Origin of the sequence: Dysosmobacter welbionis (assembly GCF_005121165.3) — a bacterium.
Lineage (GTDB): Bacteria > Bacillota > Clostridia > Oscillospirales > Oscillospiraceae > Oscillibacter > Oscillibacter welbionis.
The window spans coordinates 1,853,092-1,868,753 of record NZ_CP034413.3 but is presented as its reverse complement, the minus strand read 5'-3'; the positions used below and the strand labels follow the sequence as shown (position 1 = coordinate 1,868,753).

The 15,662-nt window shown below is 64.5% G+C and carries 10 protein-coding genes, 1 pseudogene and 1 riboswitch; of the genes and pseudogenes, 5 read left to right on the top strand and 6 right to left on the bottom strand.

Translation table 11 applies throughout. The features are described from left to right. Window positions 1-46: 46 nt before the first annotated feature. Window positions 47-1,321 carry an amidohydrolase family protein gene (locus tag EIO64_RS10065; protein ID WP_119311826.1) on the bottom strand — a complete coding sequence of 425 codons (1,275 nt, stop codon included), beginning with the start codon at window positions 1,319-1,321 and terminating at the stop codon, window positions 47-49. Window positions 1,322-1,390: 69 nt separating this feature from the next. After that, window positions 1,391-1,489: riboswitch (purine riboswitch) on the bottom strand. Window positions 1,490-1,599: 110 nt separating this feature from the next. Here EIO64_RS10065 and EIO64_RS10060 point away from each other — a divergent pair. Then, a pseudogene (locus EIO64_RS10060) lies at window positions 1,600-2,363 on the top strand (ZIP family metal transporter). Window positions 2,364-2,434: 71 nt separating this feature from the next. Here the strand turns inward: EIO64_RS10060 and EIO64_RS10055 are convergent. From EIO64_RS10055 to thiI, 3 genes are all read right to left on the bottom strand, one after another. Continuing rightward, window positions 2,435-2,779 carry a hypothetical protein gene (locus tag EIO64_RS10055; RefSeq protein ID WP_025545020.1) on the bottom strand — a complete coding sequence of 115 codons (345 nt, stop codon included), beginning with the start codon at window positions 2,777-2,779 and terminating at the stop codon, window positions 2,435-2,437. Window positions 2,780-3,463: 684 nt separating this feature from the next. Next, on the bottom strand, window positions 3,464-4,720 hold the full coding sequence (locus EIO64_RS10045) for a competence/damage-inducible protein A (RefSeq protein ID WP_119311825.1): 1,257 nt from the start codon (window positions 4,718-4,720) through the stop codon (window positions 3,464-3,466). A 67-nt stretch (window positions 4,721-4,787) separates the two neighbouring features. Then, window positions 4,788-5,999: a tRNA uracil 4-sulfurtransferase ThiI gene (thiI, locus tag EIO64_RS10040; protein ID WP_021750820.1), complete on the bottom strand. Its 1,212-nt coding sequence runs from the start codon at window positions 5,997-5,999 to the stop codon at window positions 4,788-4,790. 216 nt (window positions 6,000-6,215) lie between these two features. Here thiI and EIO64_RS10035 point away from each other — a divergent pair, with 216 nt between their 5' ends. The 3 genes from EIO64_RS10035 (at window position 6,216) to EIO64_RS10025 (ending at window position 8,076) form a co-directional block, all read left to right on the top strand. Beyond that, complete coding sequence (locus EIO64_RS10035; RefSeq protein ID WP_021750818.1) at window positions 6,216-7,031, top strand: PepSY domain-containing protein; 816 nt, start codon at window positions 6,216-6,218, stop codon at window positions 7,029-7,031. Between the two features lie 120 nt (window positions 7,032-7,151). Beyond that, complete coding sequence (locus tag EIO64_RS10030; protein WP_021750817.1) at window positions 7,152-7,793, top strand: flavodoxin family protein; 642 nt, start codon at window positions 7,152-7,154, stop codon at window positions 7,791-7,793. A gap of 40 nt (window positions 7,794-7,833) precedes the next feature. Beyond that, window positions 7,834-8,076, top strand: coding sequence for a hypothetical protein (locus EIO64_RS10025; protein ID WP_136891287.1), 243 nt, complete (start codon window positions 7,834-7,836; stop codon window positions 8,074-8,076). A 148-nt stretch (window positions 8,077-8,224) separates the two neighbouring features. Here EIO64_RS10025 and EIO64_RS10020 read toward each other — a convergent pair whose 3' ends face one another. Continuing rightward, window positions 8,225-9,742 (bottom strand): YifB family Mg chelatase-like AAA ATPase, encoded by a 1,518-nt coding sequence (locus tag EIO64_RS10020; RefSeq protein ID WP_036631099.1) that lies wholly within the window; start codon window positions 9,740-9,742, stop codon window positions 8,225-8,227. A 338-nt stretch (window positions 9,743-10,080) separates the two neighbouring features. Between EIO64_RS10020 and nifJ the strand changes: the two genes are divergently transcribed. Then, window positions 10,081-13,707, top strand: coding sequence for a pyruvate:ferredoxin (flavodoxin) oxidoreductase (gene nifJ / locus EIO64_RS10015; protein WP_136891286.1), 3,627 nt, complete (start codon window positions 10,081-10,083; stop codon window positions 13,705-13,707). A 175-nt stretch (window positions 13,708-13,882) separates the two neighbouring features. Here nifJ and EIO64_RS10010 read toward each other — a convergent pair whose 3' ends face one another. Next, window positions 13,883-15,601 carry a hypothetical protein gene (locus EIO64_RS10010; protein WP_136891285.1) on the bottom strand — a complete coding sequence of 573 codons (1,719 nt, stop codon included), beginning with the start codon at window positions 15,599-15,601 and terminating at the stop codon, window positions 13,883-13,885. Between the last annotated feature and the right edge of the window lie 61 nt (window positions 15,602-15,662).

Here is a 15,662-nt window from a genome sequence, read left to right as displayed (position 1 = left end):
TGACGGGAACAAAAAAGAGCGGGACACACAGCATCCCGCTCTTTGATCAACCCTCTGCGGAGAATACCTTCCGTCCCTCGCTCCAGACCGCCCGGATGGCGCCGCCCTGACGCAGATACACCGCCCGCTCCAGCCGCTCCTGGGGCGTCATGGGATGGGGCTGGGGAAGATCATCGTCCGCCAGGACCAGGGCGTGGAGATGATTGCCTGGGGCAAAGCCCGGCTGCTCGGCGAAGTATGCCGCACCGGCGGAGGTGGCCAGGTACCAGCCCTCCGGCACCGTGAGGAAATCCGTCTCCCAGTTGTCCAGCACCCGCCGGGCCTTGGAGGCCCGGATGGAGGCGGCCACCACATCGAACATGTGCAGGTGGTCCCCACCGGCAATGTCGCTGCCCAGGGCCACCTTCACGCCCTCATTCAGCATGGCCCGCACCGGCGCCACGCCGGAGCAGATGTTCTGGTTGGAGTCGGCGCAATGGACCGCTGTCACGCCGGCGTCCCGCATGGCCTGCCGCTCCCGCGCATCGGACCAGACGCAGTGGGCCATGACGGCGCGGCTGGTCCACAGGCCGTATTTGGCATAGGTCTCCCAGTACTGCTGGCAGCCCGGGTGGAGCTGGCGCACCCAGGCCATCTCTGCCTGGTTCTCCGACAGGTGGGACTGGACGGGGAGATCCCGCTCCGCCGCCAGTTTGCCCAGAAACGCCATCAGCTCATTAGTACAGGAGGGGGTGAACCGGGGCGTCAGCATGGGCTTCACCAGGCGGAAGTCCTGACAGGCATCCAGCCAGCGGAGCGTCTCACGCCTGGACTCCTCTGTGGTCTCCTCCAACAGGCCGGGGGCAGCGTTCCGGTCCATGTTCACCTTGCCCACGTAGCCGGTGACGCCGGCCTTCTCCAGTTCCTCCATCAGGATCAGCGTGGCGTCCGTGTGGAGAGAGGAGAACATGCACACCCGCGTGGTGCCGTTTGCAATAAGCTCCCGGGCCAGGCGGCTGTAAATCTCCCGGGCGTAGCCTGTGTCCGCGAACCGGGCCTCTGTGGGAAAGGCGTATGCGTTCAGCCAGTCCAGCAGGGGCAGGTCCATGCCCATCCCCAGCATGGGGTACTGGGGCGCATGGAGGTGCAGATCCGCAAAGGACTGGAGGATCAGCGCGTCTCCCCAGTCCTCCACCGGGGCACCGGCGTACTGCTCGGGCAAAGACCCGTACACACCCCGGATGAGGCCGTCCTCGGCCACCAGATATCCGCCCGGCAGGGCATCCAGCTGTCCCAGGGTGGGAGCGGACAGAATAGTTCCCTTGATGATCGTCAGTGACATGGCAAATCTCCTTTTGTTTCCGTTCCGGATTTTTCAGACAGAAAAGAAGCGCCTGCCGGCAGGGGATGGCCCCTTCCAACAGACACTCATAGAAGAGCCTTCGGCGGCTCCGTAGAGACGTTCGCGCCATGACAGCGAACTTATATGAGCTTTTCCTGCTGCCTATACCATATCACACATCGTCCCCGGATGCAAGCCCTGTCACGCCGGGAAGTCCTGCCGCTTATACTGGCATACGGGCGGTGTTCCGCCTGAATCAGAGAAAAGGCGTTGGTGCTATGCTGCAGTCTCTTGGCTGGGCGGCCCTGGGTACGGGCTTCACATTTTTGATGACCGCTCTGGGCGCGGCCATGGTGTTTTTTTTCGCCGGGGAACCCCGGCCCCACTTTCAAAAGACCCTGCTGGGCTTTGCTGCTGGAGTCATGACGGCGGCCTCCGTGTGGAGCCTGCTGCTGCCGGCCATCGACCGGGCCGCAGAGGGGGCGCTGCCGGACTGGCTGCCCGCCGCGGGCGGAATGCTGTTGGGCGTGGTCTTCCTGTCCGCTCTGGATGCCTTGCTGCCCCATCTGCGGCGGGACCGGACCTGGCAGGATGCCTCTTGGCGGCAGACCACTCTGCTGATGACAGCCATCACCCTACATAACGTCCCGGAGGGGATGGCGGTGGGGCTGGCCTTTGCCCTGGTGTCCGGAGGGGAGGGCTTTGCCGGGGCGGCGGCCCTGGCCATGGGCATCGGCATCCAGAATTTTCCGGAGGGAGCCGCCGTGGCTCTGCCCCTGCGGCAGGGCGGCTGGTCCCGTCCCAGGGCCTTTGTGGGGGAATGCTCTCCGGCGCCGTGGAGCCGGTGTTCGGCGTGCTGGCGGCACTGGCCGCGGCCGGCGTGGACCCGCTGATGCCCTGGTTGCTGAGTTTTGCTGCCGGAGCGATGCTGTACGTGGTGGTGGAGGAGTTGATTCCCCAGGCCCACAGCCGGGCGGGGACCTGCGGTTTTGTGATGGGGTTCCTGGTGATGATGGTGCTGGACGTGGCACTGGGCGGCTGAGACCGCCCTCTGGACTCCGGCAGAAAAGGGCCGGGAGGCCGCCTGCAGGCGGTCTCCCGGTCTTGCGCAGCTCAGGCCTCTCTGCTGGGCTGCAGAGCCAGAATCACCAGAGTGGCTTCGCCGTCCCGAACGGTAACGCTGCTGTTGCTGTTCAGGGAAAAACGGGTAGCCTCCTCCACGGAGATGATGAAAGAGGCAGAGCCGGATACACTGGTATTGTCGATACCGGTCCGATTGTAGACGCCGTACTCCAGATGACCGCGTCCTCCGTAGCCCGGTGTGATTTGAAGATATCCGGCGGTCAGAAGGTTGGCGGCAAAGTGGTAGGCGATGAGATATACTCCCGGTTGCAGGAGGAGCTGAGTGGTAGATTCCTGCACAATGTGGCCGGTCACATCCGTTGCTGCCGCACTCAAAGAGATTGAGCTGCCGTTGAAAAACTCCTGCTGGTAGGTGACAAAAGACGCATAGGCCGGAATACCCGACGGACCCTGAGGTCCTTGGGGACCCTGGAGTCCTTGTGGGCCCTGGAATCCTTGTGGGCCCTGAGGTCCTTCCGGCCCCTGAGGCCCTTGCGGCCCCTGGGGTCCTTCCGGCCCCTGAGGCCCTTCCGGTCCCTGAGGCCCTTGCGGCCCCTGAGGTCCCTCCGGCCCCTGGGGTCCTTCCGGCCCCTGAGGTCCTTCCGGTCCCTGGGGTCCTTCCGGCCCCTGAGGTCCTTCCGGCCCCTGGGGTCCTTCCGGCCCCTGGGGTCCTTCCGGCCCCTGAGGTCCTTCCGGCCCCTGAGGTCCTTCCGGTCCCTGGGGTCCTTCCGGCCCCTGAGGCCCTTCCGGTCCCTGGCAGCCGATTGGCCCCCGGGGTCCAGCCGGGCCCGGATTACCCCTTGGAATGGCAAAGTCCAGCTCCACACCGCAGGGCGTGGGCGAGGCGGTTACCCGGGCCCGGGTGCCGGGGGGTGTCGTGACAGTGCTGCCCACCGTAACAGTGGGAATGATACAACACGGGGGATAACAGAAATCCCCCTGAGAATAGTGCATATACAGAAGCCTCCTCTCTGAAGGGCTAGGCCAGTATATGCCCCACAGGCCCCCTTGGGTGCGCGCTTATCCGATGGGCAGGCCGGTGAGATACCGCCGGACCACGTCCAGAGCGTGGTTGGCGGCCAGCTCCTGGATGCGGTCCCGCCGGCGGCGGCCGGAGTCCGTCCGGCGGCAGAAGGTGCCCTCCGGCGTGGCCAGGCCAATGTACACCAGCCCCACCGGGTTGTCCCGCTCATCCCGGTCCGGGCCCGCCACGCCGGTGACGGACACGGCGATGTCTGCCCCGGTGATCTGCCGGGCGCCCTCCGCCATGGCCCGGGCTGTCTCCTCCGACACGGCGCCGTACTGGTCCAGCGTTTCCTGGGGCACGCCCAGCACCGCCGCCTTGACAGAGGTCCAGTAGCTGACCACGCCGCCCCGGTACACGCTGGAGACGCCGGGCAGGGCAGTGATCCGCTCCGCCACCCGGCCGCCGGTGCAGCTCTCCGCAGTGGACAGGGTGAGATTCCGCTCCTTCAGCAGCTGGAAGCACACCGCTTCCAGGCCCTTCACATCCACGCCGTACACATAGTCTCCCAAAGCCGCGCGGACCTCTGCCACCACCGGGGCGAGCATGGCCTCCGCCTCCTCTGCGCCGGCGGCCTTGGCGGTGGCCCGCAGCCGCACCTCGCAGGGCTTGGCATAAGTGGCTAGGGTGGGGTTCACCATGCGGACCATCCGGTCATGGAGCAGCTGGTCCACAGAGCTCTCGCCCATGCCGAAGGTCATGATATCGTGGGAGACGATGACCTCTTTGGAGAGGGCGCGGAGGTACGGCTCCACGCACCGGCGGAGCATAGTCTCGCACTCGTGGGGCGGCCCCGGCAGCATCAGCACATGGACGCCGTCCGCTTCAAAGGCGCAGCCGGGGGCGGTGCCCACCGGATTGTCGAACACGGTGCAGCCCTCCGGCAGCTCCGCCTGCTGGGTGTTGTTTTCCGGCATGGGCACATGGAGGGCGGACTGATAAAAGGCCCGGATGTCCTCCAGAATATCTTCGTGCAGCACCAGCTTCTGGCCGAAGGCCGCACAGATGGTCTGCTTGGTCAGATCGTCGTAGGTAGGACCCAGGCCGCCTGTGGTGAGAATGATGTCGGCCCGGTGCCGGGCAATGTCCAGAGCCTCCCGCAGGCGCTGAGGGTTGTCCCCCACTACCGTGTGCCAGAAGACGTTGACGCCCAGGGTGGACAGGCTCTGAGAGAGCATCTGGGCGTCGGTGTTGGCGATGTTACCCAGCAGGATCTCTGTGCCGACGGCGATGATCTCCGCGGTGTGTGACATGGAAAGACCTCCTTTTTGAAACAGCGGCCCCGCCGGCGACAGGCGGCGGGGCCGGGAACAGATTGGATCAGATCCGGGCCGGATCCGTGGACTTCACCCGCACCCAGGTCTCGTCCGCCAGGGCCTTCTGCACCAGGGACTCCACGTCCAGGGCGGCCTCCGCCTGCCGCACATCTTCCAGCCGGGGCCGGGTGGCGGGGTGGCGGGGCGTGAACACCGTGCAGCAGTCCTCATAGGGGAGGATGGAGGTGTCGAACACCCCGATCTCCCGGGACATGCGGATGATCTCCACCTTGTCCATGCCGATCAGGGGCCGCAGCACCGGCAGGGAGGTCACATCCTCGGTGACCCCCAGGGCCAGCATGGTCTGGCTGGCCACCTGGCCCAGGGACTCGCCGGTGACCAGGGCGCCGGCGTTGGCCTTCCTGGCGATGGCCTCGGCGATGCGCATCATGAACCGGCGCATAATGAGGGTGAAGTACTCCTCCGGGCAGTTCCGCCGGATCTCCTCCTGGATCTCCGTGAAGGGGACGATGTGGACCAGCAGCCGCCCGGTCCAGGCAGTCAGCAGCCGGGCCAGCTCCAGTACTTTGTCCTGGGCCTGCTGGGAGGTGTAGGGCGGGGAGACAAAGTGGACCATCTCCAGCTCCACGCCCCGGCGGGCCATCATCCAGGAGGACACCGGGGAGTCGATGCCGCCGGAGAGCAGGCTCACCGCCCGGCCGCCCATGCCGATGGGCAGGCCGCCCGCGCCGGGAACAGAGGGAGTATGAACATAGGCGTACTTCTCCCGGATCTCCACAAATACTGTCAGATCGGGAGTGTGGACATCCACCGCCACATGGGGGAACAGCTCCGCCAGATCGCCGCCCACAGCTTGGCTCAGCTGGATGGAGTTCATGGGAAACATCTTGTCTGCCCGCTTGCTCTCCACCTTGAAGCTCTTCGCAACGGCAAAGGCGTCCGCCAGATAGGTCCGGGCGGCCTCCACAATGGCGTCCACTGTCTTTTCACAGGGCACGGCCCGGGCCACGGCGGCAATGCCGAACACCTGGCGGCAGGCGTCCCAGGCGGCCTCCATATCGCAGTCCTCTCCCTGGGGCTCCACGTAGATGGTGCTCTGCCGGAGGGAGCACTGGAAGCTGCCGCAGTTTTTCACCCGGCGGCGGACGTTGGCCAGCAGCTTGTCCTCAAAGGACTGGCGATTCTGTCCCTTCAGGACCACCTCGCCCAGTTTCAGCAAAAAGATCTCCTGCGGGGCAGGGGAAGCATTCATCATAACGGACCTCCATATCAGAACAGTTTGGAATATCGGCCCCTATTATAGCGCATTTTTCCGGGAATAGAAAGCCTGTTTTGTAGGGAAGGGCCAGCGGCGCGAAAAAAATAAAAAAATTTTCCGCACGGTGCAATAAAACCTCTTCTGGCGCCGTTAATGGTGCAGAAGGGGCGGGAGAGACCCGCCGAATGCAGAACATGAAAAGGAGAATGAACAATGAAGCAGAACGGTTTCTGGAAGGGCTTCGGCTCCGGTTTGGTCCTGACGGTCCTGATCGCAGCACTGTGCGTCACGGCCACCGCCACCTCCAAGCGCAGCATCCAGGTGGAGGACGGCATCGGCATCACCCTCAACGGCGCCAGATTCACCCCGCGGGATGCCGCCGGAAAGCAGGTCCCCGTGTTCCTCTACAACGGCACCACCTATGTCCCCGTCCGGGCCATCAGCGAGGCCATGGGTATGGACGTGTCCTTCAACTCGGCCACCCGCACGGTCCAGCTGACCACCGCGGACCGGACCGCCAGCCAGCAGGGCGCCTCTTCCGCCTCCGGCAACTATATCAGTGCCGACCGGGCCAAGCAGATCGCCCTGAATGACGCCGGTGTCAAAGAGGCCAACGCCGTGTTCCTGCGGGCCAACCTGGACTGGGATGACGGCCGGATGAAGTATGAGGTGGAGTTTTACAGCGGCACCACCGAATATGACTACGACATCGACGCCGTCACCGGCGCCATCCTCAGCTCCGATCGGGAGCTGGAGAATTTCCAGATCTGGAACAACGGCACCAGCCGCCCCTCCGGGAACGGCAGCAACTCTTCCAGCGGTGACTATATCACCGCAGAGCGGGCCCAGCAGATCGCCCTGGCGGAGACGCCCAGCGGCTCCACGGTGGTGAAGTGCCAGTTTGACTGGGATGACGGCCGGGCGCAGTATGAAGTCGAGATCCGCAACGGCTGGACCGAGTACGAATTTGAGATCGACGCCGTCACCGGGACCATCTTCAGCCGGGACATCGACAACGACCGCTGGTGATCTTCCCCAGAGCCCCAAAGAGACGCCCGTCAGGGCGTCTCTTTTTATGGGGGAAAAGGAGCTCTTGCCCGCCGTCCAGCCCTCTGCTATAATGGAGGGACAACAGGGGGAAACCAAATTATGGAGGGGAAGTTTATGAAGATCGTGGCCATCAACGGCAGTCCCAGAAAGAACGGCAACACCGCCCAGGTGCTGGAGGTGGTCCGGCGGGAGGTGGAGGCCGCCGGGGTGGAGTTCCAGGTGTTCCAGCCCGGGGCGAAGGTCCATCCCTGCATGGCCTGCTACCACTGCCTGAACACCGGCAGCCTCCGGTGTGTCCAGACCGACGATATGGTCAACGACATCATCGCCGCCTGCATCGAGGCGGACGGCATCCTGCTGGCAGCTCCGGTGTATCACGGCGGTATTTCCGGCAATATGAAGTGCGTGCTGGACCGGCTGATGCTGGCGGCGGGCTGCGGGGTGAATCAGCTCCACCACAAGGTGGGGGGCGCCCTGTGCACCCTGCGCCGCAGCGGCGGCATGGAGACGTATCAGCAGCTGCTGGGCACCATGGATGCCATGGAGATGGTCATCGTCACCTCCGACTACTGGGGCGCCGTACACGGCGCGGACCCCGGCGAGGCCCTGAAAGACGAGGAGGGCATGGAGGTGGCCGCCCGCCTGGGCCGGGATATGGCCTGGATGGTGAAGGTGCTGGCGGAGAGCAGGGTCCCTGTGCCGGAGAGCACGCCCCGTCCCATGATGAACTTCATCCGGTAAAGAGGAGAGTCGGCGATTGGCGGAAGGAGGAATCTGGAGAATGAGCCCGCTGTATTATGGTTCCAACGGAGACGGATGGTTTTCGGTTTTTGTGATCGTACCGGTGATCGGCCTGGTGATCTGGGGCCTGAACACGTTCTGGCTGCACCGCCTGAAAAAGGGAGATATGGATTACTCGCCGGAGGGGTTCCGCAAAAGGGCCCGGATCTTCGCCATAATATTGGCAGCGGTGCTTCTGGGAGTGCCGCTGCTGGCGGCCCTGCTTCTCTGGAACCGGCACTGACCACGTTATTTCCGCCACAGTGAACCAGGCGGCCCCATTCCGGGGCCGCCTGGTTTTCTGATCCTTTGGGAATGTCCGGTTCCGGAACGGAATGGCTTCCGCCTTGCCCCCGTAAAGTCCGCTGCGCTGGGCTGCGGCGGGGACCCGGTTATCCCTTCAAAATATCGGTATTCCGGAACTGGATGGCCTCTGCCAGATGCTCCGGCCTGATGTCCGCCGCACCGTCCAGGTCCGCGATGGTCCGGGCTACCCGCAGAATCCGATCATGGGACCGGGCGGTGAGGCCCATCCGCTCGAAGGCGGACTTCATCAGCGCATCGCCGGCGTGGTCCAGGCGGCAGAACTGCCCGATCATGGGGGCGGTCATGTGGGCGTTGCAGGTGACGCCGGTGCCGGCAAAGCGGGCGGTCTGGACAGCCCGGGCCGCGTCCACCCGGCACTTCACATCGGCGGAGCTCTCCGGAGTCTCTTTCCGCCGCATGGATGCGTATTCCACCGCGGGAACGCTGACGTGGAGATCGATCCGGTCCAGCAGGGGGCCGGAGATCTTCTCCACATACTTGGCCACCTCCCGGTCCGAGCAGGTACACCGCCCGGAGGGGTGCCCTCGCCAGCCGCACCGACAGGGGTTCATGGCGCACACCAGCTGGAACCGGGCGGGCAGGTGCAGCGTCCCGCCGGAGCGGGCCACTGTCACCGTGCCGTCCTCCAGGGGCTGGCGCATGGCCTCCAGCACGTCCCGGTGGAACTCCGGCAGCTCGTCCAGAAACAGCACGCCGTTGTGGGCCAGGGAGATCTCCCCCGGCCGCAGCAGCGGCCCGCCTCCAGTGAGGGCGGCGGCGGATGCGGTGTGGTGGGGACTGCGGAAGGGGCGCCGGGTCAGCAGGGGGTGCTGCGGGTCCGCCAGCCCCGCCACGGACCAGATGCCGGAGACCTCCAGCGCCTCCTCCCGGCTCATATCCGGCAGGATGGAGGGCAGCCGCTTGGCCAGCATGGACTTGCCTGCGCCGGGGGAGCCGATCAGCAGCAGGTTGTGGCCGCCTGCCGCGGCGATCTCCAGGGCCCGCCTGGCATTTTCCTGGCCCATCACATCCCGCAGATCCGGCCCGGCGGCCTCCTCTGCCTCCGGCACCCAGGCCGAGGCGGGGGAGAGGCGCTCCTCGCCCCGCAAGTGGCGCACCAGCGCCCCTACATCCGGTACGCCGTAGACGGTGAGGCCGCCTGCCAGCGTGGCCTCAGCGGCGTTCTCCGCCGGGACATACAGCTCCTTCACACCGGCGTCCCGGGCTGCCAGGGCCATGGGCAGCACGCCGGTGACGCCCCGCAGCGCCCCGGTGAGGGACAGCTCCCCGATAAACGCCGCTTGCTGGGCCGGCGGCGGCAGCTCCCGTCCTGCGGCCAGCAGCCCCACAAAGATGGGCAGGTCGTAGACTGTGCCCGCCTTTTTCTGCCCGGCCGGGGCCAGATTCACCGTGATTCGGCTGACGGGGAACTTGGCCCCGCAGTTCTTCACCGCCGCCCGGACTCGCTCCCGGGCCTCCCGCACGGCGGCGTCCGGCAGACCCACGATGTCAAAGGCGGGCAGCCCGCCGGAGAGGAAGCACTCCGCGCTGACCGCATACCCGGCAATGCCGTTCAGTCCCAGGGAGCGCACCGTCACCACCATAAACGACCACCTCCAGAAGCCCTCCCGCTCCAGGCTGCCGCCCGCTGCCGGAAGAGCCGATTGCGAATTGTCGAAAACCGCCGTTTTCACGGAAGTCAGTTTACCACAAAACGACGAAATAAGAAACCCCGGATTCCAAAACTGGCCTGAAAATTCCAGGAAGTCTTGACGTTTCCGCAGAAACCAGAAAATTTGCGCAAAAAATAACAAGGCAGTTATTTACACGGCAAATTTCAAGTGATATAATAACACTGCATGAGCATTCGGGGGAATGCGACCGTGTTCATGTTGGTTCAGAATGCTGTCGTGTGGGCAGCACATTTATAGGAGGTAAGTTTATGGCAAGAAAGTTCAAGTCCATGGACGGTAACAACGCAGCTGCGTATGTCAGCTATGCGTTTACCGAAGTGGCGGGGATCTATCCCATCACCCCGTCCTCTCCCATGGCAGACTTGGTCGACCAGTGGTCCGCCGCTGGTCAGAAGAACATTTTCGGCACCACTGTCAAGGTCGTCGAGATGCAGTCCGAGGCGGGTGCCTCCGGCACGGTCCACGGCTCCCTGGCCGCCGGTGCGCTGACCACCACCTACACCGCATCCCAGGGCCTGCTGCTGATGATCCCCAATATGTACAAGATCGCCGGCGAGCTGCTGCCCTGCGTGTTCCATGTGTCCGCCCGTACCGTGTCCACCCACGCCCTGAACATTTTCGGCGACCACTCCGACGTCATGGCCTGCCGCCAGACCGGCTTCGCCATGCTGTGCGAGGGCAACGTGCAGGAGGTCATGGACCTGGCGCCCGTGGCCCATCTGGCCGCCATTGAGGGCCGCGTTCCCTTCGTGAACTTCTTCGACGGTTTCCGGACCTCTCACGAGATCCAGAAGGTCGCCGTGTGGGATTACGATGACCTGAAGGAGATGTGCGACATGGACGCCGTGGCGGCGTTCCGCAAGCACGCCCTGAATCCCGAGCGGCCCAACATGCGCGGCTCTCACGAGAACGGCGACATCTTCTTCCAGCATCGTGAGGCCTGCAACAGCTACTACACCGCTCTGCCCGACGTGGTGGAGAAGTACATGGGCAAGATCAACGAGAAGCTGGGTACCGACTATCAGCTGTTCAACTACTACGGCGCTGCCGACGCAGACCGCGTCATCATCGCCATGGGCTCCATCTGCGACGTGGCTGAGGAGGTCATCGACTATCTGAATGCGGGCGGCGAGAAGGTGGGCCTCATCAAGGTCCGGCTGTACCGGCCCTGGCGTGCGGACAAGCTGCTCGCCGCCATCCCCGCCACCTGCAAGAAGATCGCCGTGCTGGACCGCACCAAGGAGCCCGGCTCCCAGGGCGAGCCCCTGTACATGGACGTGGTCACTGCTCTGGCCAACGCCGGCCGGACCGACATCCAGGTGATCGGCGGCCGTTACGGCCTGGGCAGCAAGGACACCCCGCCCGCCTCCGTCTTCGCCGTGTATGACGAGCTGAAGAAGGATTCCATGAAGCGCGAGTTCACCATCGGCATCGTGGACGATGTGACCCACCTGAGCCTGGAGGAGAAGCCCGCTCCCAGCGTGGCTCCCGCCGGTACGATTGAGTGCAAGTTCTGGGGCCTGGGCGGCGACGGCACCGTGGGCGCCAACAAGAACTCCATCAAGATCATCGGCGACCATACCGACAAGTATGTCCAGGCGTACTTCCAGTACGACTCCAAGAAGACCGGCGGCGTCACCATCAGCCACCTGCGCTTCGGCGACTCCCCCATCAAGTCTTCCTACTACATCAACAAGGCCGACTTCGTGGCCTGCCACGTGCCCGCCTACATCACCAAGCACTTCCCCATTGTCCGGGACGTGAAGCCCGGCGGTGTGTTCCTGATCAACTGCCAGTGGAGCGACGAGGAGCTGAGCCACCATCTGGATGCCGCCTCCAAGCGCTACATCGCCAAGAACAACATTCAGGTCTACACCATCAACGCCATCGACCTGGCCAAGGAAATCGGCATGGGCAAGCGCACCAACACCATCCTGCAGTCCGCCTTCTTCTCTCTGGCTAAGGTCATGCCTGAGAGCGAGGCTGTGGGCTACATGAAGGACGCCGCCACCCACTCCTACCTGAAGAAGGGCCAGGACATCGTGGACATGAACCACAAGGCCATCGACGCCGGCGCCACCGCCTACAAGAAGTTCGATGTGCCCGCCGACTGGGCCAACGCTGTGGACGAGGCCGAGCCCGTCAAGCACGAGGGCCCCGCCGCTCTGGTGGAGCAGGTCAGCACGATTCTGGACCCCGTGGGCCGCATGGACGGCGACAGCCTGCCCGTGTCCGCCTTCGTCAAGCATGTGGACGGCCAGTTCGAGCTGGGCGCCGCCGCCTATGAGAAGCGCGGCGTGGCCGTGTCCGTTCCCACTTGGGATTCCACCAAGTGCATCCAGTGTAACAACTGCGCCTATGTCTGCCCCCACGCCACCATCCGTCCCTTCGCTCTGACGGAGGAGGAGGCCAAGAATGCCCCCGCCGCCGCCAAGATCGTGGACGTGAAGGCCGGCAAGGGCAAGGGCGTGTACAAGTACACCATGGCCATCAGCCCGCTGGACTGCATGGGCTGCGCCGTGTGCGTGGGCCAGTGCCCGGTGGACGCCCTGACCATGGTGGACCAGGAGCAGGAGGCCGCCCAGCAGGAGGTCTTCAACTACTGCGTCTCCCAGGTGTCCGAGAAGAAGGACATGCAGGACAACACCGTCAAGGGCAGCCAGTTCCGTCAGCCCATGCTGGAGTTCTCCGGCTCCTGCGCCGGCTGCGCCGAGACCAGCTATGCCCGCCTGATTACCCAGCTGTTCGGTGACCGGATGTACATCTCCAACGCCACCGGCTGCTCCTCCATCTGGGGCGGTCCGGCTGCCACCTCTCCCTACTGCACCAACAAGGAAGGCCATGGTCCCGCTTGGGCCAACTCCCTGTTCGAGGATAACGCTGAGCACGGCCTGGGCATGTATCTGGGCCAGCAGGCCACCCGCAGCCGTCTGGCGGATCTGACCCGGGAGCTGATTGCCAAGGATTGGGCAGTGCCCGCTCTGAAGGAGGCCGGCCAGAAGTGGCTGGACACCATGGAGGACAGCGCCGCCAACGGCGAGGCCACCAAGGCATACATCGCCGCCCTGGAGAGCAGCATCTGCACTGTGGACGAGCTGCTGGCCAATCCCAAGGCGGAGATCCATGCCTTCGGCGAGGAGCTGAAGGCAAAGGGCGAGACGCTGTGCCAGTGTGACGCCTGCAAGCTGGCTGCTGAGATTCTGGCGGACAAGGAGTTCCTGTCCAAGAAGTCCATGTGGATCTTCGGCGGCGACGGCTGGGCCTACGACATCGGCTTCGGCGGTCTGGACCACGTCCTGGCCTCCGGCAACGATGTGAATGTCTTCGTCTTTGATACCGAGGTGTACTCCAATACCGGCGGCCAGGCCTCCAAGGCGTCCAACATCGGCCAGGTGGCGCAGTTCGCCGCGGCCGGCAAGGAGATCAAGAAAAAGTCCCTGGCGGAGATCGCCATGAGTTACGGCTATATCTACGTGGCTCAGGTGGCCATGGGTGCCAACCCCGCCCAGACCCTGAAGGCCATTCAGGAGGCCGAGGCTTATCCCGGCCCGTCCCTGATTATCGGCTACGCCCCCTGCGAGATGCACTCCATCAAGGGCGGCATGATGAACTGCCAGAAGGAAATGAAGAAGGCTGTGGAGTGCGGCTACTGGAACCTGTTCCGCTTCAACCCCGCCGCTGAGGGTGCCAAGTTCACGCTGGACTCCAAGGAGCCGGCTGGCGGCTATCAGGAGTTCCTGATGAACGAGGCCCGGTACAGCCGTCTGACCCGCGAGTTCCCCGACCGCGCCGGCGAGCTGTTCCAGCGCAACGAGAAAGCTGCCATGGATCGCTATCAGCACCTGCTGAAGCTGAAGGCCATGTACAGCGAGTAAGCATATACCATATCAGAGGACCGCGGGAGTTATCCCGCGGTCCTTTTCTCTGCCGGGACGTGCGCCTGGAAGACAGCCCGTCAGAGAACAGCGGCACACCGCCGTCAGAGAGGTTGAGACAGCCCCCGGACGCCGCAGCGTCCGGGGGCTGTTTCTGGTCAGACGATTCGTGGGGTTACAGCAGGGCCGCAAAGGTATCCGCCATGGCCCCGCCCTGGACCCGAGCGATTTCGGCGGCGCTGCCCGCGTCTTCCGGAAGCAGGCCCCATTCCCAGGCCAGTTCCAGAGCGGTTTGGTCCCAGGCACCCTCCGCCAGCGCATCGGGCAGAGGCGCGGTGCGGACAGCCTCCGGCTCCAGCCCCAGGGCCTCCGCAGTGCGGACGAGAAAGACGGCGGCTTCCTGCCAGGTGAGGTGCCGGGCGGCCGCAAAGGCGCCCTCCGCCGTACCGCCGGTGACGCCGGTCTCCGCGGCCCAGTTCACCGCCGGCAGGAACCACTCGATGCCCAGCAGATCCTGGAAACCGGCCTCCGCCGCTGCGGCAGGGGACCCGGCCGCAGCATACAGCTGCCCCACGAACCGCCCCCGGGTGAGCGGCGCATCCGGGTATTCCCGCTGTTCCAGCGTCTCCGGATGGGCCAGCAGCCACTCCACAGCGGTGTCTCTGCCCGCCAGGGTATCCGCCATGGTTTGGGGAACGGCGATATCCGGCTCCAGAGACTCCACGCCCCGTCCGGCGTCGGCGTCCAGCAGGGTGCCCAGGTCGATGTATTTGGAGGAGACACCAATCTGGATGCCGGAGTTGGGCAGAGAAAAGCCACTGGCGGAGCCAAAGTGGTCCACGCTGCCGCTGGCAGGCTCTCCCACCAGCGGGATGCCCATTTCCTGCAGCTCTACGGCATTGATGATGGCAGAGGAGAAGGTGGCCTCTCCGATGAGTCCCACCACCTCGGTCCCATCATCCATCTCCTGCCGCAGGACGGACAGCAGAGGCCAGATTACGCCGTCTGACCCGCCGCCGTTGTTCCGCAGGTCCACGAGAACGCGGCTGTAACTTCCGGCCTCCAGGTCCGCCTGCACCTGGGCGGCAAAGCCCTCCATGGGCAGCGCCGGGTCCTCCTGGCAGACGTTGTACTGGATATAGTAGACCTGCCCGCTCAGCGGAAGTGCGCAGTAATTGCACTTCTGGCGGGCAGTGGCGGGCTGGGGCACCTCAGCGCCTAGCTGGACAATTTCCGCCTCTCCCAGGGAGAGGTAGGGCATGGGAGCGATGGAGACGGTCTTGCCGTCAGCCAGGGTGAGGGCCAGAGGCTCACCCGCCTTTGCCAGACCCAGATAGGCGTAGTAATCCGCCACATTGCACACCTGCCGGTACTGCCGCCGCAGCTTCACCGGGTTGTCGGCACTGAGCACGCGGCCAAAGGTCTTCACCACCTCTGCCATAGAGCGGCCGCCTATGGCGGTGACCTCCGCGCCCAGCAGATCCTGTTCCTCAGCCGGAACTGTGGTCAGGTACCAGTGCCCGTCCCGCCAGGACAGCACCATGGGATAGGCATTCAGCTGGTCCACCACGCTGTCCGCCACCTGGACGCTGGTGTGGGAGTCGCCCACAAGCGCGGCCAGACTCTGCAAGCCGAAGAGAAATTCTACGTCGCTTGCGCTGTCCAGATGCTCTGTAAGCTCTGCTTTGCGGGCCAGGAAGGTCTCCTCCGGCGTGTTGGCAAAAAGATCCGGATGGCTGTCTTTCAGCGTCTCATAAAATATGGTCAGGTCCTCCCGCCGGTCATCCACTGTGGATGCGCCCGGTCCGGCCGCCTGAACACCCATGCCGAGTGCCAGGACCGCCGCCAGCGCCAGAGCGCTGGTTCTTTGAATGAACTTGGATCGCTGCTGCAAATGAAATCCGCTCCTCTCAATGTACTATTACGATAGTACAATAATACAAACGGGGCCGCCT

Coding starts and splice junctions, on each gene's coding strand:
- EIO64_RS10065 (WP_119311826.1), bottom strand. CDS start 1,321: ATGTCACTGACGATCATCAAGGGAACTATTCTGTCCGCTCCCACCCTG.
- EIO64_RS10045 (WP_119311825.1), bottom strand. CDS start 4,720: ATGTCACACACCGCGGAGATCATCGCCGTCGGCACAGAGATCCTGCTG.
- thiI (WP_021750820.1), bottom strand. CDS start 5,999: ATGATGAATGCTTCCCCTGCCCCGCAGGAGATCTTTTTGCTGAAACTG.
- EIO64_RS10035 (WP_021750818.1), top strand. CDS start 6,216: ATGAAGCAGAACGGTTTCTGGAAGGGCTTCGGCTCCGGTTTGGTCCTG.
- EIO64_RS10030 (WP_021750817.1), top strand. CDS start 7,152: ATGGAGGGGAAGTTTATGAAGATCGTGGCCATCAACGGCAGTCCCAGA.
- EIO64_RS10025 (WP_136891287.1), top strand. CDS start 7,834: ATGAGCCCGCTGTATTATGGTTCCAACGGAGACGGATGGTTTTCGGTT.
- EIO64_RS10020 (WP_036631099.1), bottom strand. CDS start 9,742: ATGGTGGTGACGGTGCGCTCCCTGGGACTGAACGGCATTGCCGGGTAT.
- nifJ (WP_136891286.1), top strand. CDS start 10,081: ATGGCAAGAAAGTTCAAGTCCATGGACGGTAACAACGCAGCTGCGTAT.